Genomic DNA, 25,043 nt, shown 5'->3' on the forward strand with positions numbered 1-25,043 from the left:
GTCAGACCTCAATCTTCACAATCTTGGCAATCATCCAGTACCCAAGTCCCAGCATTACCAACGCGGCAGCGCTCAGACCCATCCCGGCTGGTTCTGTGTAGAGCACTCGCGCGGTGTCAGGCCGCACCAACAGCATGTACAGGAATAGGCCGATGGGTAGGCCACCCAGCACGTATCCCGACATCCGCCCTTCCGCACTCAAGACTTGCACCTGGCGTCGCAGGTATTCACGTTCGCGGAGCGTGTTCGCCACCGTGCTCAAGAGTTCGGCTAGGTTGCCACCGACTTCACGCTGGATCCTGATTGCCATCACCACCCAGGCGAAGTCCTCGCTTTCCATCCTCTCCGCCACGCTGTCCAAAGCCTCTTCTATCTGGATGCCCAGACGCTGCTCGACCAGCGCCCTGCGCAATTCACCAGAGACAGGCTCATTTCCCTCACGCACCACAGAATCGATGGCCTGTGGCATGGACAACCCCGCTGACAGCCCGCCTGCCATGAGTGTCAGAGTCTCTGCGAGTTGTCCGTCGAACGCTGCAAGCCGCTTCTTGTGTCGGCGCTTCAGGTAAAGCCACGGAAGTACAGCGCCGAACAATCCGAAGACGACCATTGCGGCTCCGCCGCTCATTATCAACCCTGCAAATGCTGTGACGACGGCGATGCCAGCGTGTGTCAGCAACCACTCGGCGGCAGTCATCTTCACCGCAGCGCCGGCGAGTTTCATGTTGAGCCGATCCTCGAAGTCTCCCTTGACCAAGTTCTCCGTCAGTGCCACCGCGGAGTCCTTCAGGCTTCCCGGCGAGGGCTCGCCAGACCGCTTGCCCTTCGACGTCGGCTTCGCCTCGCCGAGGTAGGCAGCGACCCGTCGCTGAGCCTCGGACTGCCCCTTGGAGCCCATCATCACAACCGCGAGCAGGATGGCCAGCCCGATCCCAAACCCAAGGGCGCCCAAGAGCATCACACCCTTTCCGAACTTGGGCGCGTCGTAGGTGACGGTGCGGGGCCCCTCGTCGGCAACCGCGATGGCGACAAGGGCAGAGTCGTCATAGGACACCCCGCCCGAGGTCAGCTCGACTGCGAGGTTGACCTCCTCCGACGACTGCTTTGGGGCATCGAACGTGACCAGCACCTGGTTGGAGAGTGCGTCGGCCTGGGCGGTGAAGACGCCCTCGAGCGCAGCGGGTTTGGCGTCGATGACTGCTCCCCCGCTGGCGTCCGAGATCTTTGCGAGCAGCGCTTGGTTCGCCGGCCTCTGATCCAGGGAGACGACGTCGACGACGACGTCGTTGTCGGTCGCTGCGGAGACAGCGTCTGCGATCGGGGCGCCTCCGCCCTGGTCCTTGCCGTCGGAGAGCAGGAGCACACTCCGCGCACCGTCCGAGCCGGCGAGGCCCACGGCTTCGACGACTGCGTCGTAGACACGTGTGCCCAAGGTGAGCTCTATGCCATCGATCGCCGCAGCCAGCGCCGCGTGGTCGGTGGTCGGCTCGATGGTGCTCTGCACAGACCCGGAGAAGGTCAGCAGGCCGATCTTGACGTCCGCAGGTGCGGCATCGAGGAACGCCTTGGCTGCGGCCTTCGCATCCTCGATGGGCGCCCCGCGCATGCTCTTGCTGGTGTCGAGTGCAAGCACGGTGGTGCGCTCGATCTCGCCAGCCTCGACGGTCTTGGCCTTGGCATCCACGGCGTTGCCGTCGACAGTGACGGACAGGCCGTCGAGGTCGGGCGTTGCTCCGCCGGGAAGCTCGTCGACCGCCAGCAGCACCGAGACCTTGCCGTCGGCGGACTCGACGTGGTCGATGTTGATCTCGTCGGCAGCGTGGGCAGGGTTCGCAACGAGCACGATGGCTACCGCCGCGAAGAGACTTGCGACTCTCGACCACCCACGGGCGGCGTGCGTCTTCCGAGAAGAGAGCATTAGCGGTAGACCCCCATGGCGAAGACCGCAGGATCGACGTGCACGTTGTGGTCGGCGAGACGGTCGATGAAGCGCGGGCGGAGACCGGTGGACTTCAGGTGACCACGGGCGCGGCCGTGCTCGTCGAAGCCTGCGGCGTAGTCGAAGAGGAACACGTCCTGGAGCGTGATGATGTCGCCCTCCATGCCCACGACCTCGGTGATCGCCGTGATCCGACGCGTGCCGTCCTTGAGCCGGGTCTGCTGGATGATCAGGTCGATGGCGCTCGAAGCCTGCTCACGGATGGCCCGCACCGGGAGATCCATCCCGGCCATCATCACCATGGTCTCCACACGCGAGAGAGCGTCGCGCGGGGTATTGGCGTGCACCGTCGAGATGGAGCCGTCGTGACCAGTGTTCATCGCCTGGAGCATGTCGAGCGCGGATGCATCACGGATCTCGCCGACGACAATGCGGTCCGGTCGCATACGGAGCGAGTTGCGAACGAGGTCGCGAATGTGGACCGCGCCCTTGCCCTCGATGTTGGCGGGACGGGACTCGAGGCGCAGCACGTGCTCCTGGTGGAGCCGCAGCTCCGCGGCATCCTCGATGGTGACGATGCGCTCGTCCTCCGGAATGAACGAGGAGAGCACGTTGAGCGTGGTGGTCTTGCCAGCGCCGGTTCCACCGGAGACCAGGATGTTGAGCCGGCCTCGCACGCACGCGTTCAGGAGGTCCGCAGACTCCCGACTCAAGGTGTCGAAGGCGATCAGGTCCTCGACCGTGTAGGGATCCTCGGAGAACTTGCGGATGGTGAGCTTGGAGCCGTCCAGGGCCAACGGCGGGATGATCGCGTTGACACGAGACCCGTCGGGGAGCCGGGCGTCGACCATCGGGCTGACCTCGTCGACACGTCGTCCGATCTTGCCGACGATCTTGTCGATGGTGCGCCGCAGGTGCGCCTCGTCACTGAACATCGCGTCGACGCGGGTCAGCTTGCCGTTGCGCTCAACAAAGATGTCGCTCGCGCTGTTGACCATCACCTCGGAGAGATCCGGGTCACGCAACAGCGGCTCCAACGGCCCGTAGCCGAGGATGTCGTCGGCGATCTCCTGGGTGATCCGAGTGCGATCGGCTCCAGACATCGGCTGGTCGTTGGCCGCAATGGCATTCTGCAAGGCGCTGCGGACCTGCTCCTCGAGCTCACTGGCCGTCATGTCGACGTCATAGAGCTTGGGCCCGAGAACAGTGACCAATTGCGCGTGAACGATCTTCTTCAGGTTGGCGAACGGATCCTGCAGGGTCGGCCGTGCCACCCGGGCACCCGCTCCGCTGTGGGCCTTCGGCTCGTTGTTGACCAAGGTCATGCCACTGCGCTGGGCAGCCTGGATGCGGTCGGAGAGGGCCATGTCAGCTCACCTTCTTGGCGCGGAGCTTGCGCCGGTTTCCGCGGCGCGAGCCGCCCGAGGTCACTTCGGCCGACGCCGGTGCAGCGTCGGCATACAGTCCACCGGCGAAACCGGTCAACGTCTTGCTGATCTGGTGACCCGCGCTCGAGCGGACGATGGTCTCACCGCGGTTGACCGCGGCCAGGACGTCTCGGCTCGACGGGATGCTGATCGCCGCGGTGACTCCGAGGGTCTCCTCGAACTCCTTCGCCGACAGGCCGACCTTGGAGTCAGCGCGGTTGAGCACCAACCGCCACCGCTCCCGGGGATAGTTGAGCAGGTCGAGGGTGCCCGCAGCGAGCTTGAGGCTCTTCAGGGCCGGGATGTCCAGGGTGCCGACAAGGACCAGCAGGTCACTGTGGTCCAGCGCCGCAAGAGCATGGTCGTCGAACGCGCCTGAGGTGTCCACGACCACGACGTCGAACATGGTCTTCAGCGTCTCAAGGACCGACGACACCTGCTCGGGCTGGACGTGGGTCTCGAGCTGCACCGGGGCCGCCAGCACGCTGAGGTTCTCGGAGTGCAGGCTGAGCAGCGACTCCACGCCGCCCGGGTCGATCTGTCCCGACAGCTGGGTCAGATCCGCCAGCGTGTGCAGCGGGTTCAGCTGGAGCATGATGGCCACGTCGCCACACTGGACGTCTAGGTCGACGATGCAGACCCGGCGGCCCTGGTCGGCCAGAGCCGCGGCCACGTTGGTGGCAACCAGGCTCTTGCCCACGCCTCCCTTGGTCGAGAAGATCGTGAACAGAAGACCATCGGCGGCCTCCACGGCCCGATCAGCAGTCCCGCTCATCGCGTGGGACAAAGTGCGTGACCGTGCGACTGCGCTGCTGAGACCCGTGAGGTCGTCCACCGCGATCACGTCGCGCATCCCCGAGCGCAGGGCATTGGCCAGGACCTCGGTGTCGACGAAGCTCCGGAGCATGATCACGCCGAGCGCCGGCTGCTGGATCCGGCTGGCTTCTGCGAAGGCGCCCGCTGCTCCGGCGTCGACCGACTGGCCCACCACCACCGCGTATTCGTGGGGGTGCGTGGCGAGGTGCTCTCCCAGGCGGTCCAGCGACTCGACCACGGTGACATCAGCGCCCAGGACCTCGCGCACCTGGCGGATCAGCTCCGGGTCCTGCTCGACCAGGGTGGTCATTGTGCGATCCCTGCGAAGACCTCGGGCATGATGTCCTGCACGACGACCCCGCGGCCGTCCTTGACCTTCGACTTCTCGCTCAGCAGGGCGAAGGAGAGGTCGCCGTTGCGGTCCGCGAAAATGAGCCTCTCGGCCTGCTCCTGGTCGACCGCGACGGTGAGGATCGTGCGCGGGATCTGCTCGGTGGTCTCGCCGTCATCGGTCTTGGTGGTCTTTGCTGTGAGTGACGTGGTGCCGACCCCGATGACCTGCACCTTCGGCAACAACAGGCGGGTGTAGGTCGACAGTTTCTGCGTGCTGCCGTCGGGCTTGATCGCCTCGGGGTCGCCTGAAGCGAAGATCGCCACTTCGGAGCCGGGGATCACGAAGCCGGCCACTCGGGCCGGGTCGGTCAGGTCGACCGAGATGGCCAGCTTGTCGTCGGGGATGTTCAGCGCTGCCTCGGATCCGGCCGCGCCGAACTTCTTGCTGATGATCTGCTCGCCCGGATAGATCGCGCCCAACGCGACGTCGTCGAGGATCGACGAGGTCGAGGTGAGGGCCCCGTCGACCATGTCGTCACGGACGACTTCGGTCGTCTCGAACTTGCCCGCCGACTGCGCGTCCTGGACGGACTCACCCGCTTCCACGGTTTCCGTGACGGTGAGCACCTCGACCAGCTCCTGGCCTTCGGCAGCGCGGGCGTCGATTCCTTGCACGTAGACCACGATCATTGCGGTCCCCAACGCGGCGATGAAGAGTGCCGCAATCAGGAGGATTGAACGTCTTGCCATGATGTATGTCCTTGTCGCTTGTCGCTTGTTGTTCGCCCCGAGTCGTCAGTCGACGAGGACGATTACCTTGGTTCCGACGCCGAGATAGGTCATCACGGGACCGCCCGACATGCTTTCCGGAAGTGCATCTGGATCGAAGAAGACGATCTTGAGGGTCTCGATGCCACTGCTGGCGAAGACGACCCCGTTCTTGTCGCCGTTGGCGTCCATCACGCTCGACGCCTTGGTCGACGCGCCCAGCTCACCGGTGATGAACCCCGGGCGGAAGTCGACGATCGCGTAGTGGTTGGAATTTCCGTTGGATGGCTGGACCGAGAAGACCGGCACCCAGAAGAACCGGGGTGACTTGAAGATGTCGGCGTCGATGACCTCGTCGCCGTCGTATCCACCGTTGGGCACCGCGATCGTGTTGATCGTCGTGGAGCTGTTGGTGAAGAAGCAGGTCAGGGTGTCGTTGTTGATCGAATAGTTGGATCCCTTGACCTTCTCGGTCTCGTAGTTGCTCGACCCGTTGTGCGGGTCACAGCCCGTCGCAGTCGGCGTCTTGACCAGGCGACCCGGCGTGCCGCCAGCAGGTCCCGTGATCAAGCCACCGGTCGCTCCGTTGCCTGCGAACCCGGTCTGCGCCTGGACGCAGTTGGTGCCGTCGACGGTAGGTGCGACAGCGCCCCCAGTGCCCGGGCTGCAGTATCCGTTCGTGCCGAGCAGGGTGGTCAGGTCGAAGTCGACCTGGGTGGCGATGTTCCACTCGATTGCCTTCTCGGCGTTGGCACCGGGGTTGAGGTGCGGCAGGTCGACGGTGCCGAAGTTGCCTTCGTTGCTCTCCCCGGCGCACTCGAGCAGCGGGTCGCCGACACGCAGAGGCAGCGCGGTCTCCGGTGAGCTCCAGTGGGCACCGTTGTCCTTGGAGACCCGCACCCACCAGACCTTCTCGACATCTCGAACAGCAGCCGGGATCTCGGCCACGTGGATCTGGCCGGCGGCGACGGTGAACGACGGCGTGTCGGTGATCCGCATCTTCACGATCGTGCCGTCCTCGGTCGAGAACGAGATCGCGTTGACGCCGGTGAGGCTCTTCGCGGCCGGGTTCGCGGAGGCGTAGATGTCCAGGGCGCTGAACTGGTTGAGTGCGATCGAGATCGGGTTGACACCACCGGGCGCTGGGTTGAGGTTGACCGCTGTGTAGGGCGTGGTGAGCTCCGGGAGAGTCGGCACATAGACCGTCTCGTGGCCACCCGGGGGGTCGAGCAGCGTCTGCGGACCGTAGTCACAGCCGGTGACGGCGAAGGCGGGCATCACCCCGGTGGCCGGTGAGAAGACACCGGCTTCGGCGTAGGCCGGCACCTCGACGCTGCTGACGTCGGAGACGGCCTTGGCCAACCCGAAGTCGACCGTGGCATCCGGTGCCCACAACTTCACGTTCCAGCCGGTGCACTTGATAAAGCCGTCGGAGTCTCCAGCGGAGCCGCCGAGATTGACCTGGATCGGGTCACCGGAGTCGTCGATCCAGTTGTCGCGAAGGTACTTCTCGGCCGCCGCGATCGCGTCCAAGGAGCAGGTGTTGGTCCCGTCGAGCTCGGCGGCAGCCGCAAGGACAGCGTGGTCGACCGCACTCTGCAGAGACGATCGTTTGGCATAGACCTGGCCCATGTCGACTGCCACCGCCCCGATGCCCAGCAGAACGAGTGCCAACACCGCGAACAGCACAGCAGTTGCGCCACGATCGTTGCGTGGTCGGTCGAGTCCGAGGAGGCGCCTCATGGCGTGCAGTCCTGAACGTCTTCGACCCGCGCTGATGCGGTCTTCACGACCGCCGGGAAGTCCGGCAGCAGACCGCCGATGGACGGAGCATCATAGGAGACGGTGACCGTCACCTCGTCGCCGGTGACCGGAGGATTCGAGCCGCTGAAGGTGTGTCCGACGGTGACGGTGCCAGAGGCGGCGCCACCCACGAAGTCCTTGACCTTCTGGTCGTTGGCCAACCCCGTCTTGTCGCAGGGATCCACGGCGTACTGCCTGGCTCCCTCGCGGGCCGCATTCGCCCCGGTCTGGTAGGACCAGAAGAAGATCGATGCCTGGATGATGCCGATGAGCAGCGTCAGCAGGATGATCGAGATCAATGCGAACTCGACCGCTGCGGCACCGCGTTCGTCACGCGAACGTGCTCGCTTGATCCACCCACTCATCTGTCCACCCCTATTTCTCCCCCTGGCTCATCCCCCGAGCCAAACAGGACATTAGGGGCGGTTAGTCCCGCCGCATGCGGAAATGGCACAGAAGTACCCCATTGGCACTCCGGACCACCCGAAATGACTAGACCGGTCTGACACGAATTAGGCCAAGCAACCAAACCGTGATAAGCGACACGAGGCGCTCCCCGCAGCGGGGAGCGCCTCGTGGCAGTCTGCTGGTTGTCAGTCCTGGCTGAAGAACGCCAGGATGCGGAGCAGGTTGGTGTAGATCCAGACCAGGCTCACGGTCATCGCGAAGGCCGCGCGCCACGACTCACGCTCCGGGATGCCGGCGCGGACGCCGTTCTCGACGAAGTCGAAGTCCATCACCAGCATGAACACACCGAGGATCAGGCCCGCGAAGGCGGTGACCATGCCGAGGCCGCTGACGCCGAAGAGGCCGATCTGGGCGCCGAACATGCCCAGCACGAGCTCCATGAGCGAGAGGCCGATCATGCCGAACACGGCGGCCATCACGAACATCTTGAACTTGGCGCCGACCTGGATGTTGAAGAACTTGTAGGCGGCGAGCGTGCCGGCGAAGGCACCGAAGGTGCCGATCACCGCGCCGCTGACCACGCCGTCACCGAACTGGGCGTCGAAGAACTTGCTGATGGCACCGAGCGCAACACCCTCGAGGGCACAGAACGCGAGCACCAGCGCCGGGCTGATCACGCGCTTGAAGGAGTTGACCATCGAGAGCGCGAAGGCACCGAGGGAGCCGATCGTCATCGCAGCCATCAGCGGGCCGAGGTCGGCGCCGGTGGTGATGTCGGGGGTCAGGATCCAGGTGGCCAGGGCGGTGATGATCACCACGCCGAGCGAGATCCCGGTCTTCTGGACGACCGAGTCGATCGTCATCCGACCCTGGTCGACCTGGCCGGGCTGGGCATAGCCGGGCTGACCGCCCTGGGCAACGCTCCACTGGGACGGGTCGGTCATCGTGGGCTGCTGGCCGTAGCCGCTGTGGGCCTGGCCGTTGCCGGCATAGGTCTGGTTGCCGTAGGCATTCGCCTGGCCGTTGAACTCAGGCGATCGGTTGAAAACCGGGTTGTTGCTCTTCATTGTGGTCTCCTCCTTGGAGGCCGGTCGGGACCATCGCTCTGACGGCGCCCTTGTGCATGTCATCCAGTCTAGGTGGTGCCTGCACCATTCAGAACGAACGGGAGGGGTGGCCTGTTCCCGAAATGGGGGGTGTTCCCCATGAACCGGTGGTCGCGGCAACGCTCACTTCCGGCGGCGCGACCACGCCTCGTAGAGCTGGAAGACCAGACCCATCACGCCGAGGAAGAGAGCAAACGTCAGGAGGAGGCCGAAGATCTCCATCACCTTCAGCCCCCTCCGTCTCGTGCGACTCGTCTCCTGAAGCGTATGCCCCGCCCTACATCCGGAAGGTGTGCACGACGAACCCGTTCGGGTCGACCAGCTTCACCTTGTCGTTCCGGCTGAAGATCGAGCGGTGGGTCTTGATCTTGGCCGTGTGCCCGGGTGTCACCTTCTTGCTGGACAGCTCGATCGTCGTGCCGTGCTTGTTGACCAGCTCCCAGCCGCGCAGGTTGATCGCCACCTCGCCGGTGTTCTTGATCTTCACCACCTGGTTGCGACCCCGCGAGACCGACGTGACCTTGGCCTTGTGGAACTTCACCTTCCTCACCACTGAGGTGGACGCCTCGCGGCCGGCGTCGGCCGGGATCATCACGCGGAACTTGAAGGCGCCCGACTTGGTCGAGCTGAGCCGGAACCGGTAGTGCCCGGTCGGCTCGAGGGTGTTGGTCGCCTCGTCGATCGTCGTCGACTTCACGGTGATCCAGCGGTGGCCCTTGAGCCGCTGCAGCCGCACCGGCGTGCCGACCCGGCTCGGGCTGCTGTCGCCCTCCACCACCAGCGGTGCGTGGACCGCGAGCTTGGTCTCCGAGACCCGCATGGTCAGGGCCGGGCGCACCTTGACGGTCTTCGCCGCCGACGCCAGGGCCGGGCTGACCGTCTTCCACATGTAGGACGTGCGCGCCTCGGGCCGCTGCGTGCTGCTGGCCGTGCCGTCCGCGCCCGTGGTCACGGTGTCCACCTTGGTCGACACCCCACCGACCGTCTGCCACAGCTCGAGCTCCACACCGGCGACCACGTCACCGGCGGAGTTCTTCGCGGTGCCGGTCACGGTGACCTGCCCGGGCCAGGTCACCAACGTCCGGGAGATGGAGATGCCGAGCTCGGAGACCGCCGGGGGCTCCTCGACGGTGACCGTGACCGTCGCGGTGTCGCTGCCGCCGTGGCCGTCGCCGACCGTGTAGGTGAACGAGTCCGTGCCGGTGAAGCCGGACTCGGCCGTGTAGGTGCAGCTGCTCGCCGTGCACGAGACCGTGCCGTGGGCTGCCGCGGTGTGGTCGGTGACCGTCAGCGCGTGCCCGTCCGGGTCGGAGTCGTTGGCGCGGACGGCGACCGTGACCGGCGTCGTACCGACCGTCTCGGCGGTGTCGTCCACCGCCACCGGGGGCCGGTTCTCCACGGTCACCGTGACCGTGGCGGAGTCGGTGCCCCCGTTGCCGTCACTGATCGCATAGGTGAAGGAGTCCGTGCCGGTGAACTTGCCGGTCGCGGTGTAGGTGCAGGCCGTGGCCGTGCAGGAGACCGTGCCGTGGGCCGCGGTGGGCGTCGCCGAGGTGACCACCAGGTCGTCGCCCTCGGGGTCGGTGTCGTTGGCCAGCACGTTGATCGTCACCGGGTCGGTGGTGTGCGTGGTCGCGGTGTCGGCCACGGCGTCGGGAGGTGCGTTGCCTGAGGCGACGGTGACCGTCACGGTGGCCGTGTCGACGCCGCCGTGGCCGTCGTTGACGGTGTAGGTGAACGTGTCGGTCCCGGTGAAGCCGGCCTCGGCGGTGTAGGTGCAGTCGGTGGCCGTGCAGGTCACCGTGCCGTGCGCCGGGGCGGTGTGGTCGGAGACCGTCAGCGCCTGGCCCTCGCCGTCGGTGTCGTTGGCCAGCACGTTGACCGTCACCGGTGCGGTGCCGACCGTGTTGGCCGTGTCGTCGATCGCGACCGGCGGCTGGTTGCTGCCCGCCTGGCAGTTCAGGTCGGTGGTGCGCAGGTGGTCGACGAACGCCGCGGAGTCGAGGACCCCGTCACCGGCGTCGAAGATCGACAGATAGATCGCGTGCGCGCCCGGCGTGATCGGGGTGGAAGCGGTCAACGGCACGCTCATGCCGTCGTACCCGGTGCCGTTGACCGCCGGCAGGAACACCTTCGCCGGATCGGCGAAGACCGCGCTGTTGACGCTGATGAAGTCACCGTCCGCCATCTTGGCGAAGTTGCCCGTCGCGGAGATCGAGCTGTTCTCGTCGACCACCCACTCGTTCTGGTCCAGCTGGGCCAGGAAGCCGTCGTTGAAGGACTGACCGACGTACTCGGGGTATTCCTCGGACGCGAAGACGTAGTCGAACTGCAGGCAGTTGGCACCGGCCGGCACCTGCAGGTCGATGCGATAGATCGACACGTCGAAGGCACCCCGGGAACCGGTGCCGTTGTCGGGGCCCTCACCGGATCCGTCGTCCGGTGGGGTCGCCACCTCGCGGTCACCGCTGGTCATCAGCGCCTGCGTCGCTCCGGTGCGTGGCAGCACGGTGTCGAGGGAGTTCGCCGGGTCGTGCGCGGTCGGCGAGCTGCAGGCCACCCACTCCTGCCCGGTGATCAGGCCACCGGTCGCGTCGAGCGCCGGGGTCAGGTCAGGACACGCGAAGGGGCTGAGCTCGGTGAAGGCGGGCTCGGACACGCCCTCCCCCAGGGTGGCGAAGACCGAGAAGAAGACGGTCGCGCCGTCGTCGAGCCCGTCGATGGTGACGGTCTCGGGGGTTCCGGTGACCGGCACCCCGGTGCCGTCGGTGGGCGACTGCGGGAAGTCGTCGGTGGACCAGCGCACGACGATCCCGTCGAGCTGGTCCGGGTTCAGCCAGGTCAGCACCACCGAGCCCGCGCCGGCACCGGCCGCCTGCAGGTTCGTCACCGGCTCCACCGCCGCGACCACCTGCTCGACCGTGACCTGCGCGGTGTCGCCGGTCGGGTTGACGAAGAGGTCGGTGGCCGTCGCGGTGGCGTTGTTGAAGTAGTCGCCCTCCGTGTCGGCAGCGGTCGCGCTGAACGTCAGGGAGACGTCGCCACCGGCGGGGACCGTGGTCGGGGTCGACCAGACCAGCTCGTCACCGGTCGTCGTCGGGTCGTCGGTGGTGGCACCGTCCGTGCTGCCGTCGACGTACGCAAAGCCGTCGGGCAGGTCATCACGGATGTCCTCGAGGGTGGCAGCCGCGTCGCCGGGGTTGCGCACGGTGATCGTGTAGGTCACCTCGTCACCGGGGCCGACCTCGGAGTCGTCGACGGTCTTCTCCGTCGTCAGCGGGACCGCGCCGACCGGGGAGAAGGTGATCAGGCTGTTGCGGGTGGCCGAGCCGCCCGCGGTCAGGGAGATGTCCCAGGAGAGGCCGGCGCCGTTGTCGATCTCCTCGTCGCAGCGGCAGGTGTTGGGGAACTGCTCCATGGCGGAGATCGCCGACCACACCTCGCCGTACCCCGCCTCGTAGTAGCGCGAGCCGGGCGAGAGCGGCAGGAACTGCTCGATCCGGTCGGAGGTCGGGCTGGTGCAGGAGACCGCCCCGGTGGTCGTGTCGACGGCACCCAGGCCGTTGTCGGAGTCGGCGAGATAGCAGTCCGCGGCCCGATAGAGGCGTACGTCGCGAGCCGGGCCGTCGTTGTCGACCCGGATGCTGGTGCGGTAGGACTCCTGCCCCACCACGTAGGAGTCGGTCTGGGTGATCGTCACCCCGGTGGTGCCGGCGGCGACCGTGGTGGAGTAGCGGAACGGGTCACCCGCACTGCCGTTGCCGGTCAACGCCGTCTGCTCGACCGGGGTCCACGGCGTGCCGGGTGTCCCGGCCGGGATCACGGCCGGCGAGAACATCTCCCCGTCGACCACCAGGAAGGTGCCGCAGGCGGTGTCGCCGAAGAACTCCCCGGAGGAGTCGGCCACGTGGTTGACCGCGCAGTTGAGGTCCTCGTCGACGCTGACGTTGGTCAACGGCCCGGCACTGACGATCGCCCGCGGCGGCGTGACCGTGATCGTCACGGTCGCCTCGCTGGTCTCGCCGTCGACGTCGGTGGCCTGGTAGGTGTACTGGTCCTCCCCGCCGACGTTGAAGGCCGTGTAGGTGAGCTCCCCCGTGCTCGGATCCAGGGACGGGTCACCGAACTCGTAGCTGCCGTCGATGAGCTGGAAGTCGATCGGCTCGTCGTCGAGGCCCGCGTCGTTCGCGGTCAGGTCGAGAGTGATCGTGTCGCCTGCCGCGACCGTGCCCACGTCATCGACGAGGGCAGGTGTCGCGGCCTGTGCCGGCGACGCCCCGACCGCGAGGCCGGCGACTGCGATCAGGATCCCGAGGAATGGTGAGACGAAGCGCGGTGCCCACATGGCTGCTCCAAGGTCCAGGATGCCGCACCCCACATGCGGCGATGCTCGCCATGCTCCGCCTGTTCGCGGGAGTGCGGCATCACCGAATTTGGTGGCATCCCGCGTGGTACCCCCGGTGGGGTTCGAACCCACACTGGATCGCTTTTAAGGCGACTGCCTCTGCCGATTGGGCTACGGGGGCGAGACCCTGACGACTATAGGTAGGTCTTGCGCGCGTGGATCGCGTGCGCGCCGGCGGCCCGGTCGAGGAACAGCAAGCCGTCGCAGTGGTCGATCTCGTGCTGCAGCGCGCGGGCCTCGAAGGCATTCGCCCGCAGGGTCACGGTCTCGCCGGTCCCCGGCAGCTGACCGCGGACGACGACACGCGTCGCCCGCTTCACGTCACCGGTCAGGTCGGGGACGCTCATGCAGCCCTCGCGGGCCTTCTCGTTGCGCGAGGACTCGACGACCTCGCCGTTGCACAACACGAAGGTGCCGTGGTGGTCACGGGTCTTCGGGTGCTCGGAGACGTCGACGCAGAACACCTTCACCGACTCCCCCACCTGCGGGGCAGCCAGCCCGACACAGCCGGGCGAGACCCGCATCGTGGCCACCAGGTCGGCAGCCAGCTGCACGATCTCGGGGGCGCAGGGGTCGACGGTCGCGCCGACGGTGGACAGCACCGGTGCCGGCGCGGTCACCACCGCGAGCAGGTTGCCCTCGACACCGAGCTCGGCCTCGCTCCAGTCGGCGACCCGTGCGTTGACGCCGTCGGGCACTGCGTCAGGCTGCACGGTCACAGCTCATCTGCCTCGACCTCGTGCAGGCTCACGCCCACGCCGAGCTCGGCGGCCACTCCCCTGAGGTCCTCGCGCAGCACCTCGGCGTCGACATCCACCGGCAGGTCGAGCTCGGCGACCAGCACATAGAGGTCCCCTGCCAGCCGCGTGGTCAGGTCGGTGACGTTGCCACCCACCGCGGCAACGCGACCCACGACCGACGAGACGATGCCGGGACGGTCTCCGCCGTGCACGCTGAGCACCCAGGAGCTGCCCTGGGTGAAGGTGGCCTGCTGCTGGGGCAGCTCGCGCACGGAGACGGTGAGGTCACCGGCTGCGGTCAGCGGCGCCAGGGCGGCCTCCACCGCGTCGGTGTCGGCGTCGCCGTCACTGATCAGGGTCATCGCGAAGTGGCCGCGGAGCAGGGTCATCGAGGAGTCCTCGAGGTTCAGCCCGAGGTCACCGAGGATCCCGGTGGCTTCGGCGATGATGCCGGGGCGGTCGTGGCCGAGGACGGTGATGGCGTGGAGAGTCACGCCGGAGATTGTGCCAGCACCGCCGCAGCGAGGCGGGCCATGGTCGGGGCGCCGTGTGTGGTTCTCCCGGCGTCTGACGCCGGAAGAACCACACACAGGAGCGAGTGGCCGGGTCAGGCGGAACCGGCCAGCACCGCCGCGCGGCCCAGGACCGCGTCGGTCATCTCCTCGGTCAGCTTGCCGGTGAAGGTGTTCTGCTGGCTGGGGTGGAAGCAACCCAGCAGGGTCACCCCGTCGCCGATCACGGCCTCGGCGCCGTGGCCGAACTTCGGCTTGGGCCTGGGGACGGCGAAGCCGGCCGCTCGGAACGAGCGCAGCGCCGCGTCCCAGCCATAGCTGCCCAGGGCGACCACGACGCGGACCGACGGGGCGACCAGCGCGATCTCGCGCTCGATCCACGGCGAGCAGGTGTCGCGCTCCTCGGTGGTCGGCCGGTTCTGCGGTGGCGCGCAACGCACGGTGGCGACCATCCTCGTGTTGATCAGCTGCAGCCCGTCGCCGGCATGCTCGGAGGTCGGCTGGTTGGCGAGGCCGACCCGGTGCAGGGCGGCGAAGAGCCAGTCACCTGACCGGTCGCCGGTGAAGATGCGGCCGGTGCGGTTGCCGCCGTTGGCCGCCGGTGCCAGCCCAACGACCAGGACGCCGGGCTCCGGGTCGCCCCAACCGGCGATCGGCCGGCCCCAGTAGGGCTGGCCGGCGAAGCTGGCCCGCTTGTCGCGAGCCACGTCCTCGCGCCAGGTGACCAGGCGGGGGCAGGCACCGCACACCGAGACCCGGGCATCCAGCTCGGCCAGGTCGACCTCGCCGGCGAGACGTCGTACGTCGTGCGCGTCGAGCGCCACCGGGGTGCCGCCCACTGCCGGGTCGTCCGGCCAGCCGGTGCCCGGAGGCACGGGCGAGGGGAACGGTTGCCCGGTCAGCGGGTGCGGCAGCAGCTCGGCCATGGGTGGCTCAGGAGCCGGTGCCGTTCGAGCCGGCGTCGGTGGCCGCGTGGGCACCGCCCTGGCTGCTGCTCCCGAACGGGGCCTTCTCGGCCACGGTCGCGGCCACGTCGGAGGCCTTGTGTTTCACGGCGTCGGCGACGACGGGGGCCTTCTCCCCGGCCTTGGCCACCCCGGCCTGGACGGGCGGGCTCTGGCGCACCTTGCTGGCGGTGCGGGCGATCTGCTCGTAGCGTTCCCGACCGGCCTTGGCGCCGAGCACGTAGCCGACGCCGATCAGGGCCGCGATCTTCAACAGCTTGAACATTCGTGGTGCCTTTCCTCCGAGTCGGATGTCACCACGAGCGTATCCCGTCAGGCCATCGACCAGGCGATGCCGTCGAGGATGTCCGCCTCGGAGGCGACCAGCTCGTCGACGGCCGTTCGCCGCAGCACCCGGTCGAGGATCAGCGCCCCGGCACCGATGACGTCCGCACGCCCCGGTTCCATGTAGGGCAGCGCCAGCCGCTCCTCGACGGTCATCGCCAGGAGCCGCTCGGTCATCGTGTGCACCGCCTCTCGCGACAGCACGGACTGGTCGATCCGGTCCCGGTCGTAGGCCGGCAGGTCGAGCACCCCGGCCGCGACGGTGAGGATCGTGCCCGCGACCCCGACGACCGTGGCGGCATCGCCTGCAGGCACCGGGCACTCGTCGAGGTGGGCGTCGATGTCGCGGGTGGCCGCAGCGATCTCGTCGGGCGTCGGTGGGTCGGAGTGCAGGTGGCGCTCGTGCATGCGGACGGAGCCGATGTCCATGCTGTGTGCGGCCTCCGGGCTCGTGGAGCCCAGGATCAGCTCGGTCGAGCCGCCGCCGATGTCGACGACCAGGACGGGTTTGTTCGGCTCGTCACGCAGGTTGCGGACCGCGCCGTCGAAGGCCAGCCCCGCCTCCTCGTGCCCGGCGACCACCTCGGGCTCGATGCCCAGTCGCTCGCGGACGCCGGCCACGAAGACCTCGGCGTTCGACGCGTCCCGGCTCGCGGACGTCGCGCAGAAGCGGATCTGCTCCACGTCGTGCTCGCGGATCAGCGCGGCGTACTCGTCGACGGCGGCGAAGGTGCGCGCGAGGGCCTCGTCGGCCAGACGCCCCGTGCGGTCGACGTCCTGGCCGAGCCGCACCATCCGGGTCTCGCGCACCAGCACGTCAGGCAGCCGCGCGATCATCAGCTTGATGGTGTTGGTGCCGCAGTCGATCGCGGCCACCGTCTTCGTGGGCTCCACGCCGGTGTTGGTCACGGCGTCATCGTAGATCGCCGAGTCGGCACGTGTTGACGCCTGCGAGCGCCGAGTCGGCACGTGTTGACGCTCCCGAGCGCCGAGTCGGCACGTGTTGACGCCTGCGAGCGCCGAGTCGGCACGTGTTGACAGGTCAGTCGGGCGCGGGGCCCGACTCGATGACGCACGGACCCAACTTCCACCACTCGCCGAGCAGCTCGAGCACCTCGTCGCCGAAGGGGTTCACCCCCGGCCCCTGGGCCAGCGACTGGCCGGCCATCACGTGCAGGCACTTGACCCGCGTCGGCATGCCGCCGGCCGAGATGCCCTCGATCTCGGGAACGTCGTGCCCGCTGGCCGCGCCGATCTCGGCACGTGCGGCGAGGTAGGCCTCGTGTGCGGCGGCGTACTGCGCAGCGAGCTCGGGGTCCTCGGCGAGGCGGCGCTCCATGTCGCGCATCAGGCCGGAGTTCTCCAGGGTGCCGATCCTCGAGGCCGCCCGGGGACAGGTCAGGTAGTAGGTCGTGGGGAACGGCGTCCCGTTGTCGAGCCGCGGCTCGGTGGTCGCGACGTCGGGGTTCCCGCAGGGGCACCGGTGACCGATCTCGTGGATCGAGCGGGGCTCGCGTCCCAGCTGGGCGGCGATGGCGGCGGTGTCAGAAGGCTCAGTCATCAGATTTCGGAGGGGTGATCTTGTCGACCGGCTGGTCGGGCTTGTCACGGTTGGGGAAGCCGGCGGCCTCCATGGAGTCCCAGGCGGTGCTCCACCAGGCGTCGGGCTTCTCCTCGGGCAGGTCGCTCATGTCGGTCAGCTGGTCGGGTGAGTCGAGGGGGTCGCCGTTCTCGTCGATCACCATGTAGCCGGTCTCCCCCGGCATGATGTAGCCGAAGCGGGCGCGGGCCTGGTCCTTGACGTAGGCCTCGTCGTGCCACCGCCGCTTCTCCCGCTCGAGGTGGTCGATCTGGCGGTCGGTCTCGGAGATCTGCGACTCCAGGTCGGAGATGTGCGCCTGCTGCTGCAGGTAGGCGCGCATCGACGAGGCGAACGAGACCATCAGCACGGCCAGGACCAGGACCAGGATCGCCGCCCGTCCGGTGAGCCGCGGCCGCTCCCGAGGGCGCCGCGGCGCCGGACGGCTCGACGGCCGGGATGCGGCAGCGGAGGCGCCGACCGCCCCGGCACGCGGCCGGGCGCCCCGGGGGCCGCTGGGCCTCCGGGTGCCACGGGGGCCGCTGCCCCGGGTCGGTCGACGATCAGCCATGGCTCGGATCAGCCCCGGGAGTAGCGCGGGAACGCCGCCGCACCGGCGTAGCGGGCGGCGTCGGCGAGCTCGTCCTCGATGCGCAGGAGCTGGTTGTACTTGGCGACGCGGTCGGAGCGGGCCGGGGCACCGGTCTTGATCTGGCCGCAGTTGGTGGCCACGGCGAGGTCGGCGATCGTGGTGTCCTCGGTCTCGCCGGAGCGGTGGCTCATCATGTTGCGGAAGCCGGAGCGGTGGGCGAGCTCGACCGCGTCGAGGGTCTCGGTGAGCGACCCGATCTGGTTGACCTTGACCAGCATCGCGTTGCCCTGGCCGCCGTCGATGCCGCGCTGGAGCCGCTCGACGTTGGTGACGAACAGGTCGTCGCCGACCAGCTGGGTCTTCGCGCCGAGCTGGTCGGTGATGGTCTTCCAGCCGTCCCAGTCCTCCTCGTCGAGCGGGTCCTCGATCGAGACGATGGGGTAGCTCGCGACGAGGTCGGCGTAGTAGGCGGTCATCTCGGCGGCGGACTTGGAGACACCCTCGAAGGTGTAGGCGCCGTCGTTGAAGAACTCGGAGGCGGCCACGTCGAGCGCCAGCGCGATGTCGGTGCCGAGCTTCTGGCCCGAGGCCTCGACCGCCTCGGCGATCAGGTCGAGCGCGGCGCGGTTGGACTCGAGGTTGGGCGCGAAGCCACCCTCGTCACCGAGGCCGGTGGACAGGCCCTTCTTCTTCAGCACGGACTTGAGGGCGTGGTAGACCTCCGCGCCGGAGCGCAGCGCCTCCTTGAAGGTGGGCGCGCCGATCGGGGCGATCATGAACTCCTGGACGTCGACGTTGGAGTCGGCGTGGGCGCCACCGTTGAGGATGTTCATCATCGGCACCGGTAGCAGGTGGGCGTTGGGGCCACCGACGTAGCGGTAGAGCGGCAGGCCGGCGGAGTCGGCGGCGGCGCGGGCCACGGCCAGCGAGACGCCGAGGATCGCGTTGGCGCCGAGGTTCGCCTTGTTGGGGGTGCCGTCGAGGTCGAACATGGTCTGGTCGATCAGGCGCTGGTCGTCGGCCTCGAGACCCTCGATGGCCGGCCCGATCTTGTCGAGCACACCGATGACGGCGTTCTCCACGCCCTTGCCGAGGTAGCGGTCGCCGCCGTCGCGCAGCTCCACGGCCTCGAAGGCCCCTGTGGAGGCACCGCTGGGCACCGCGGCGCGGGCGAAGGTGCCGTCGTCGAGTTGGACCTCGACCTCAACCGTGGGGTTGCCGCGCGAGTCAAGGATCTCGCGCGCGCCGACTGCAGCAATGGAAGCCACTGGGGATGCTCCTGGGGGTCGATGGATCGAGCGGGGCCAGCCTAACCGGGCAGCGGCCGGAGATCCGGCAGCACCCGCGCGTGTGGGACGAGCCGCCACCCCCCGATACTCCCTAACGTCACGCACCCGCACCGGCTGCTTTCGCATGCCGCACGTTAGGGACTACCGCCCGAATCCGGACTACTGTCCATGGCCCGATCGAGTCATCCTGGCGCGAAACCGAGACGGTGTGACCGGCGCAAGCCTAGATTGCTGCGGTCAGGCATGCTGCGCCGTTCCGTGCGCACGCCATCACGTCTCTCCAGCACAGGAACTTCACCATGCGTCTCTTCTCGGGCACCGTCGTCACGGCAGTCCTGTCCCTCTCGGTGGCCCTCATGGGCCTCACACCCGCCTCCGCCAATGACGGCGTACCGAGCGACTCGGCCACCCAGGTCCAGGCGGACGCCACTCCCCAGCCCGAGGGGAGTGACGAGCCGGCACCGACCCCTGAGCCAGCGCCAACGTCCACGGACGCGCCGACGCCCGCGCCAGCAGAGTCCGAGCAGTCCGCAGAGTCCGAGCCGCCTGGGGAGTCCGAGCAGCCCGCGACCAAGAGCAGTCCCGGGGTGGCAGCGTCTGCTTCGACGGTCGACGAGATCGTGAAGCCGACCAACGGGAGCACGGTGCCTGCCGGTCCCTTGTCCTACTCCTTCGTGGCGGGTGGCTCGGGTGACTACTGGCTCTCGCTGGAGTGCGACTACACCTGGGACAGCACGTGGGTGACCGCTTCCTACGCAGGGCAGACGCTCACCGGCACCCTCGACTCCGTCGACGCGGGCGAGGAGTGCACCCTCATGCTCGAGAACGAGCAGACCTACGACACGGAGTCGGTCTCCTTCACGGTTGCTCGCACCTACCCGGCGCCCCAGATCCGCAACCTGCGCGCGGCGCCGAGCACGTTCTACCCCCGTGTCCGTGACGGCTACAAGGACCGCACGCGCATCAAGTTCAGCAGCCGTCTCGACTCGGCCGTCAAGATCAGGATCGTCCGCAAGTCCACCGGCCGCACGGTGCGCACCATCTCGAAGCGCGCCCGCCGCTCGTACGACTGGTACCAGGGCCGCTCCGTTGCCTGGGACGGTCGCAGCAACGCCGGACGCACCGTGAAGACCGGGCGCTACACCGCCGTCGTGACGTCGACCCTGGGTGGTCGATCGGTCACCGACCGCGTCGCGCTGTGGGTGGACACCGGGTTCCGAACCCTTCACGTCACCAAGACCAAGGACGGTTGGTATGACTCACGCGACCGGACGTCCGGCAACTGCCACACCTCGGAGTACTACCCCCGCGGCAACCACCTCGACTGCTGGGGCGGTGCGTTCGCGGAGGCCGCTTACACCTTCCACGTGCCCGACGGTGCCAAGCACGTCCGCTTCGAGGTCCGTGGCGAGAACCTGTGCTGTGACAACGGGAGGTTGATCCGCGAGGGCAGCTGGGTGGGATCGAACAGCTACCGTGTGCGGGTCCGCGTCACCTACTGGCGTGCGTACGTCGTCAAGCGGGTCCGACTGAAGTACGACGTCCGCGTCCGCATCTGACCGCCACCACCCCCGATACTCCCTAACGTCACGCACCCGCAGCGGCTGCTTTCGCATGCCGCACGTTAGGGAGTATCGGGAAGTCGGTGAGGAAACGCACACGCCGAAAACCTGAGATCGGGGAATGACGGTCCGCGGTGTGAACTTAAGGTCACGTCACCACCCGCAGACCCTCGTCCGCCACCCACGCGGACGACACCGAGAGGACACCCGATGTCGACCCCCGAAGCGCCCCTGATCGAGGCCCCGAAGAAGAGCCCCGTCCTGCTGATCGTGGGCGGACTCGTCACCCTGGCCCTCGTCGTCGGCCTGGTCTACTTCGTCTTCCTGCGTGACGGCGAGGAGAACAAGACCGTCACCATCGGGGTCGTCGACTCCAGCGAGGCCTACTGGCAGACCTACGTCGACGAGGCCGAGGAGGAGGGCATCGACGTCGAGCTGGTCAACTTCACCGAGTACACCCAGCCCAACCCGGCGCTGACCAACCAGGACATCGACCTCAACGTCTTCCAGCACATCGTCTACCTGGCCGACTACAACGTCGCCAACGACGAGGACCTGACCCCGATCGGCTCCACCGCGATCTATCCGCTGGCGCTCTACTCGAAGACGTACGACGACGTCGAGGCGATCCCCGCCGGCGAGACCGTCGCCGTGCCGAACGACCCGAGCAACCAGGCGCGTGGCCTGCTGGTGCTGCAGTCGGCCGGGCTGATCAAGCTCAAGTCCGGTGGCTCGATCTTCTCCGACCTCTCGGACGTCGACGAGGCCGCCTCCAAGGTGAAGGTGAAGGCCCTGAGTGCCGAGCTGACCGTCACCTCGCTGGAGGACCTGGCCGCTGCCATCGTCAACAACGACTTCGTCGCCGACGCCGACCTCGACCCCGAGGACGCCATCGCCCACGACGATCCGTCCGACCCGAACGCGCTGCCCTACGTCAACGTCTTCGTCGCCCGTGCGGACGACGCCGACAACGCGACCTACCAGAAGCTCGTCGAGATCTTCCAGTCGAGCGACGAGGTCCAGGAGCAGCTGATCGAGGCCTCCGCCGGCACCGGCATCGCCGTCGACACCCCGGTCAAGGACCTCGAGACCTCGCTGGAGAAGGTCGAAGCCGACACCCGGGCCCAGAAGTAGCCGATGGCCCTCATCGAGATCCGCGCCGTGTCCCGGGAGTTCCCGGGACGCGGCCGGTCTGCGCCACCGGTCCACGCGCTCGACGGTGTCGACCTCGACATCGAGTCCGGCGAGATCGTCGGGATCGTGGGCTACTCCGGCGCCGGCAAGTCGACGCTGCTGCGGCTGATCAATGCCCTCGACCAGCCGACCTCGGGCTCCGTCGTCGTCGACGGCCACGAGGTCAGCTCCTTGCGCGAGAAGCAGCTGCTGCCGGTGCGCGCCGAGATCGGGATGATCTTCCAGCAGTTCAACCTGCTCTCCAGCCGCACGGTGTGGGGCAACGTCGCCTATCCCCTGCAGGTGGCCGGCGTTCCCAAGGCGGAGCACCAGCGGCGCATCTCGGACCTGCTCCACTTCGTGGGCCTGGCCGACAAGGCGCATGCCTACCCCAACGAGCTGTCCGGTGGGCAGAAGCAGCGCGTCGGCATCGCCCGCGCCCTGGCCACCAACCCGAAGATCCTGCTGGCCGACGAGCCGACCAGTGCACTCGACCCACAGACCACAGACGAGGTGCTGGCCCTGCTGCGCCGGGTCAACGAGGAGTTCGGCATCACCATCGTGCTGATCACCCACGAGATGGAGGTGGTCCGCACTCTCGCCCAGCGGGTGGCGGTGATGGAGAAGGGCAAGATCGTCGAGCAGGGCCCCGTCTTCGACCTCTTCGCCGACCCGCAGCACCCCGCGACCAAGCGGTTCGTCAGCACACTGGTGGAGCAGGGTCCCCCGGAGCACACACGGGAACGGCTGCGCCAGCGCCACGAGGGCCGATTCGTGACCCTGTCGCTGCGCGACGAGTCGGTGACTCCCTCCGACGTGTTCGCCCAGTTCATCGAGCGAGGGGTGCGCTTCGAGCTGATCCACGGCGGCGTCGAGGACGTCAACGGCCGCACGTTCGGCCACCTGACCCTGGCGCTCACCGGTGACGAGGCCCGGGTGGACGAGGCGGTCGCCGCCGTGTCCGCCATGGTCGAGACGACGGAGGTGCCCTGATGGAACGCCTCGCAGAGCTCCAGGACCTGTTCTGGCAGGCCACCGGCGAGACGCTCTACATCGTCTTCGCCGTGCTCATCATCGGTGGCCTCGGTGGCCTGCTCCTCGGGATCCTGCTCTACGTGACCCGGGCCGGGGGCATCAAGCCGAACCGTCCGGTCGCCTTCGTCGGCAACATCGTGGTCAACATCTTCCGACCGATCCCGTTCATCATCTTCATCGCAGCCGCCCAACCACTGGCGCGTGCGATCACCGGGACCGGCATCGGCAACAAGCCAGTGATCTTCGTGATGGCGCTGGCCGCCACGTTCGGCATCAGCCGGATCGTCGAGCAGAACCTGCTCACCGTCGATCCCGGCGTGCTCGAGGCGGCCCGGGCGATGGGCGCGAGTCGCACCCGCATCGTGTTCACCGTGCTGCTTCCCGAGGCCCTCGGCCCGCTGATCCTCGGCTACACGTTTGCCCTGGTCGCGCTCGTCGACATGTCCGCGGTCGCCGGCGTGGTCGGCGGCGGTGGTCTCGGAAATTTCGCGATCGTCTACGGCTATCGCCAGTTCGACACCGTGGTCACCTGGGCCGCGGTGCTGATGATCATCCTGATCGTGCAGCTCGCCCAGTTCCTCGGCAACGCCCTGGCCCGCAAGGTCATGCGCCGCTGACCCGAGGCCGGGTTCGGCGCTCTCACAGCAGAACCGTCCGCGGACTGCCCGCGGTGGACCAATTGGTCCATCGCGGCCAGTCCCGCCGGACAGAGGTCCGTCACCCTTCGCCGGCGGGACCACGCCAGTCACCTTTCACGGCAGAGGCCGCGCCCGTCAGGCTTCGCTGCGGAAGCGGCGCCCGTCAGGCTTCGCAGCAGACGCGGCGCCCGTCACAGAAGCGGCCCGGTCGGCCCGTCCCACTCGCAGGAGCCGGCCGGCCCACTCGTCCCGCAAGGTCAGGCGTCGCCAGCGACGCGGCGTACGGCGTCGCGCAGGGCCTGCTCGGGGTCCACGCCCTCGGCGCGGGCCTCGGCCACCAGGGCAAGCAGGCGATCGCCGAGCTCGTCCCCCGGCGGCGCGACCGATCGGCCGGAACGCTCCAGCCGGTCGAGCACCTTGTCGGCGAGCAGCAACGCGGGCAGCGTGGGCGGCAGGCCGTCGAAGACCGAGTCACGCTGCTTCTCCTGGGCCTTGATCGCCTGCCAGACCTCGTTGATCTCGACCGAGTCGTCGGAGGCCGGGGCATCACCGAAGACGTGCGGGTTGCGCCGCACCATCTTCTCGATCAGGTCAGTGGCCACGTCGTCGATCGTGAACGCGCCGGTCTCCGAGGCGATCTCCGCGTGGAACCAGACCTGCAGCAGCAGGTCTCCGAGCTCCTCGCGCAGGTGCTCCGCGTCACCGGTGTCGATCGCCTCGAGCGTCTCGTGGGCCTCCTCGAGCAGGAACCGGGCCAACGAGCGATGGGTCTGGCCTGCCTTCCAGGCGCAGGCGCGCCGCATGCGGGTCATCACCGCGGTCAGCTCGACCAGCGACTCACCTGTTGGCCCGTCCGTCGGCTCACCTGTCGGCGGACCCGTCGGCTCGGCCATCGGAGAGGACTCAGCCGCACTTCTGGGAGGCGGGCAACGTGTCGGTGTAGGCCGTGATCTTCTTCGGGTCCGGCTGGGCCTTGCCGACCTCGGCGCGGGCGACCTCAGCCAGCTTGGTCGTGTCGCTCACGGCGAAGGACAACGCGGTCGAGTCGTCACCGGAGAGCTCGAAGCGCGGGTCGACGCTGACCTCGACCCCGTTGGCCTGCGCCCAGGTCTCGATCTCCTGCTTGCCCTTGGCCAGCTCCTGGTCGGTGGGGAGCTTCTTCTGGCCACGCGACAAGCTGCCCCCGACCTCCGACTGCACGCTCGACGAATAGATCACCATGCGGTTGAAGTCACGGATCGCCCCGCGGTTCTCCTCGGAGACACCGCTCGTCGGGTCGTTCAGCTGCTGGTCGAGCTGGGCGAGGTTGGCCTCGTAGACGTCACTGACGTCGATGTCGTTCGCCTCGGCGTACTGACGGGCGAGGTTCTCGTCGACCATGACGGAGACGAGCTCGTCGCGGATGCTCGACATCGGCAGCGCGATCTCGGACTGCGCCAGGCCGGGCAGGAGGGCCGTGCAGTAGGCATCGGCGCGGCTGTCGACCTCACTCATGCTGATCTCGTGGTCGCCGACCACCGCAGCCTGCCCGGGGTGCAGGTCGGGACCGAGGTCGGACCCGCATCCGGAGAGTGCCAACACCGCGACCGCACCAACGGCCACGGCACCCACAGCGCGCACCTTCACGAT

General features: G+C 68.0%; 22 protein-coding genes and 1 tRNA gene. 4 read left to right on the forward strand and 19 right to left on the reverse strand.

Translation table 11 applies throughout. The features are described 5' to 3' along the window. Position 1: 1 nt before the first annotated feature. From ncot_RS15355 to eno, 17 genes are all read right to left on the reverse strand, one after another. Positions 2-1,843, reverse strand: coding sequence for a type II secretion system F family protein (locus ncot_RS15355; protein ID WP_168618387.1), 1,842 nt, complete (start codon positions 1,841-1,843; stop codon positions 2-4). 74 nt (positions 1,844-1,917) lie between these two features. Then, positions 1,918-3,306, reverse strand: a complete 1,389-nt coding sequence (locus ncot_RS15360) for a CpaF family protein (protein ID WP_168618388.1) — start codon at positions 3,304-3,306, stop codon at positions 1,918-1,920. Between the two features lies 1 nt (position 3,307). Next, positions 3,308-4,492 (reverse strand): P-loop NTPase, encoded by a 1,185-nt coding sequence (locus ncot_RS15365; RefSeq protein ID WP_168618389.1) that lies wholly within the window; start codon positions 4,490-4,492, stop codon positions 3,308-3,310. Beyond that, positions 4,489-5,265 carry a Flp pilus assembly protein CpaB gene (gene cpaB, locus ncot_RS15370; RefSeq protein ID WP_168618390.1) on the reverse strand — a complete coding sequence of 259 codons (777 nt, stop codon included), beginning with the start codon at positions 5,263-5,265 and terminating at the stop codon, positions 4,489-4,491. Before cpaB ends, ncot_RS15365 begins: the two co-directional genes overlap by 4 nt. Positions 5,266-5,310: 45 nt before the next feature. Continuing rightward, on the reverse strand, positions 5,311-7,026 hold the full coding sequence (locus ncot_RS15375) for a pilus assembly protein TadG-related protein (RefSeq protein WP_168618391.1): 1,716 nt from the start codon (positions 7,024-7,026) through the stop codon (positions 5,311-5,313). Beyond that, entirely contained in the window at positions 7,023-7,451 is a 429-nt protein-coding gene (locus tag ncot_RS15380; protein ID WP_168618392.1) for a TadE/TadG family type IV pilus assembly protein, read from the reverse strand. Before ncot_RS15380 ends, ncot_RS15375 begins: the two co-directional genes overlap by 4 nt. Before the next feature lie 228 nt (positions 7,452-7,679). Beyond that, positions 7,680-8,561: a Bax inhibitor-1/YccA family protein gene (locus ncot_RS15385; RefSeq protein ID WP_168618393.1), complete on the reverse strand. Its 882-nt coding sequence runs from the start codon at positions 8,559-8,561 to the stop codon at positions 7,680-7,682. Between the two features lie 316 nt (positions 8,562-8,877). Beyond that, entirely contained in the window at positions 8,878-12,945 is a 4,068-nt protein-coding gene (locus ncot_RS15390; protein ID WP_168618394.1) for an Ig-like domain-containing protein, read from the reverse strand. Between the two features lie 104 nt (positions 12,946-13,049). Then, positions 13,050-13,126, reverse strand: a tRNA-Leu gene (locus tag ncot_RS15395). 13 nt (positions 13,127-13,139) lie between these two features. Further along, positions 13,140-13,718, reverse strand: a complete 579-nt coding sequence (def, locus tag ncot_RS15400) for a peptide deformylase (RefSeq protein WP_240937928.1) — start codon at positions 13,716-13,718, stop codon at positions 13,140-13,142. 2 nt (positions 13,719-13,720) lie between these two features. Further along, on the reverse strand, positions 13,721-14,239 hold the full coding sequence (locus ncot_RS15405) for an ACT domain-containing protein (protein ID WP_168618395.1): 519 nt from the start codon (positions 14,237-14,239) through the stop codon (positions 13,721-13,723). A 113-nt stretch (positions 14,240-14,352) separates the two neighbouring features. Beyond that, positions 14,353-15,183 (reverse strand): uracil-DNA glycosylase, encoded by an 831-nt coding sequence (locus tag ncot_RS15410; RefSeq protein ID WP_168618396.1) that lies wholly within the window; start codon positions 15,181-15,183, stop codon positions 14,353-14,355. 7 nt (positions 15,184-15,190) lie between these two features. Next, the gene (locus tag ncot_RS15415; protein ID WP_206065438.1) at positions 15,191-15,487 is read right to left on the reverse strand and encodes a hypothetical protein; all 297 of its coding nucleotides are present in this window, start codon (positions 15,485-15,487) and stop codon (positions 15,191-15,193) included. Between the two features lie 47 nt (positions 15,488-15,534). Beyond that, the gene (locus ncot_RS15420) at positions 15,535-16,455 is read right to left on the reverse strand and encodes a Ppx/GppA phosphatase family protein (RefSeq protein ID WP_277345745.1); all 921 of its coding nucleotides are present in this window, start codon (positions 16,453-16,455) and stop codon (positions 15,535-15,537) included. A gap of 133 nt (positions 16,456-16,588) precedes the next feature. Further along, positions 16,589-17,107, reverse strand: coding sequence for a DUF501 domain-containing protein (locus ncot_RS15425; protein ID WP_168618397.1), 519 nt, complete (start codon positions 17,105-17,107; stop codon positions 16,589-16,591). Next, complete coding sequence (locus ncot_RS15430; protein WP_168618398.1) at positions 17,100-17,696, reverse strand: septum formation initiator family protein; 597 nt, start codon at positions 17,694-17,696, stop codon at positions 17,100-17,102. The genes ncot_RS15425 and ncot_RS15430 overlap by 8 nt, the downstream gene beginning before the upstream one ends. Before the next feature lie 8 nt (positions 17,697-17,704). After that, the gene (eno, locus tag ncot_RS15435; RefSeq protein ID WP_206065011.1) at positions 17,705-18,985 is read right to left on the reverse strand and encodes a phosphopyruvate hydratase; all 1,281 of its coding nucleotides are present in this window, start codon (positions 18,983-18,985) and stop codon (positions 17,705-17,707) included. Between the two features lie 320 nt (positions 18,986-19,305). Here eno and ncot_RS15440 point away from each other — a divergent pair, with 320 nt between their 5' ends. The 4 genes from ncot_RS15440 (at position 19,306) to ncot_RS15455 (ending at position 23,393) form a co-directional block, all read left to right on the forward strand. Next, positions 19,306-20,565, forward strand: coding sequence for a hypothetical protein (locus ncot_RS15440; protein WP_168618400.1), 1,260 nt, complete (start codon positions 19,306-19,308; stop codon positions 20,563-20,565). Between the two features lie 213 nt (positions 20,566-20,778). Then, positions 20,779-21,702: a MetQ/NlpA family ABC transporter substrate-binding protein gene (locus tag ncot_RS15445; RefSeq protein ID WP_168618401.1), complete on the forward strand. Its 924-nt coding sequence runs from the start codon at positions 20,779-20,781 to the stop codon at positions 21,700-21,702. Between the two features lie 3 nt (positions 21,703-21,705). Next, the gene (locus ncot_RS15450) at positions 21,706-22,734 is read left to right on the forward strand and encodes a methionine ABC transporter ATP-binding protein (protein ID WP_168618402.1); all 1,029 of its coding nucleotides are present in this window, start codon (positions 21,706-21,708) and stop codon (positions 22,732-22,734) included. After that, on the forward strand, positions 22,734-23,393 hold the full coding sequence (locus tag ncot_RS15455) for a methionine ABC transporter permease (RefSeq protein ID WP_168618403.1): 660 nt from the start codon (positions 22,734-22,736) through the stop codon (positions 23,391-23,393). Before ncot_RS15450 ends, ncot_RS15455 begins: the two co-directional genes overlap by 1 nt. A 278-nt stretch (positions 23,394-23,671) precedes the next feature. Here the strand turns inward: ncot_RS15455 and ncot_RS15460 are convergent, their stop codons facing one another. Together ncot_RS15460 and ncot_RS15465 are read right to left on the reverse strand one after the other, a co-directional pair. Beyond that, positions 23,672-24,307, reverse strand: coding sequence for a MazG family protein (locus ncot_RS15460; protein WP_168618404.1), 636 nt, complete (start codon positions 24,305-24,307; stop codon positions 23,672-23,674). 10 nt (positions 24,308-24,317) lie between these two features. After that, positions 24,318-25,040 (reverse strand): SurA N-terminal domain-containing protein, encoded by a 723-nt coding sequence (locus ncot_RS15465; protein ID WP_168618405.1) that lies wholly within the window; start codon positions 25,038-25,040, stop codon positions 24,318-24,320. Positions 25,041-25,043: the final 3 nt, after the last annotated feature.

The sequence above is a fragment of the Nocardioides sp. JQ2195 genome (assembly GCF_012272695.1).
GTDB lineage: Bacteria > Actinomycetota > Actinomycetes > Propionibacteriales > Nocardioidaceae > Nocardioides.

Coding starts and splice junctions, on each gene's coding strand:
- ncot_RS15425 (WP_168618397.1), bottom strand. CDS start 17,107: ATGACTGAGCCTTCTGACACCGCCGCCATCGCCGCCCAGCTGGGACGC.
- ncot_RS15430 (WP_168618398.1), bottom strand. CDS start 17,696: ATGGCTGATCGTCGACCGACCCGGGGCAGCGGCCCCCGTGGCACCCGG.
- ncot_RS15385 (WP_168618393.1), bottom strand. CDS start 8,561: ATGAAGAGCAACAACCCGGTTTTCAACCGATCGCCTGAGTTCAACGGC.
- ncot_RS15440 (WP_168618400.1), top strand. CDS start 19,306: ATGCGTCTCTTCTCGGGCACCGTCGTCACGGCAGTCCTGTCCCTCTCG.
- ncot_RS15445 (WP_168618401.1), top strand. CDS start 20,779: ATGTCGACCCCCGAAGCGCCCCTGATCGAGGCCCCGAAGAAGAGCCCC.
- cpaB (WP_168618390.1), bottom strand. CDS start 5,265: ATGGCAAGACGTTCAATCCTCCTGATTGCGGCACTCTTCATCGCCGCG.
- ncot_RS15375 (WP_168618391.1), bottom strand. CDS start 7,026: ATGAGGCGCCTCCTCGGACTCGACCGACCACGCAACGATCGTGGCGCA.
- ncot_RS15450 (WP_168618402.1), top strand. CDS start 21,706: ATGGCCCTCATCGAGATCCGCGCCGTGTCCCGGGAGTTCCCGGGACGC.
- ncot_RS15455 (WP_168618403.1), top strand. CDS start 22,734: ATGGAACGCCTCGCAGAGCTCCAGGACCTGTTCTGGCAGGCCACCGGC.
- ncot_RS15415 (WP_206065438.1), bottom strand. CDS start 15,487: ATGTTCAAGCTGTTGAAGATCGCGGCCCTGATCGGCGTCGGCTACGTG.
- ncot_RS15380 (WP_168618392.1), bottom strand. CDS start 7,451: ATGAGTGGGTGGATCAAGCGAGCACGTTCGCGTGACGAACGCGGTGCC.
- ncot_RS15410 (WP_168618396.1), bottom strand. CDS start 15,183: ATGGCCGAGCTGCTGCCGCACCCGCTGACCGGGCAACCGTTCCCCTCG.
- ncot_RS15460 (WP_168618404.1), bottom strand. CDS start 24,307: ATGGCCGAGCCGACGGGTCCGCCGACAGGTGAGCCGACGGACGGGCCA.
- ncot_RS15390 (WP_168618394.1), bottom strand. CDS start 12,945: ATGTGGGCACCGCGCTTCGTCTCACCATTCCTCGGGATCCTGATCGCA.
- ncot_RS15365 (WP_168618389.1), bottom strand. CDS start 4,492: ATGACCACCCTGGTCGAGCAGGACCCGGAGCTGATCCGCCAGGTGCGC.
- ncot_RS15360 (WP_168618388.1), bottom strand. CDS start 3,306: ATGGCCCTCTCCGACCGCATCCAGGCTGCCCAGCGCAGTGGCATGACC.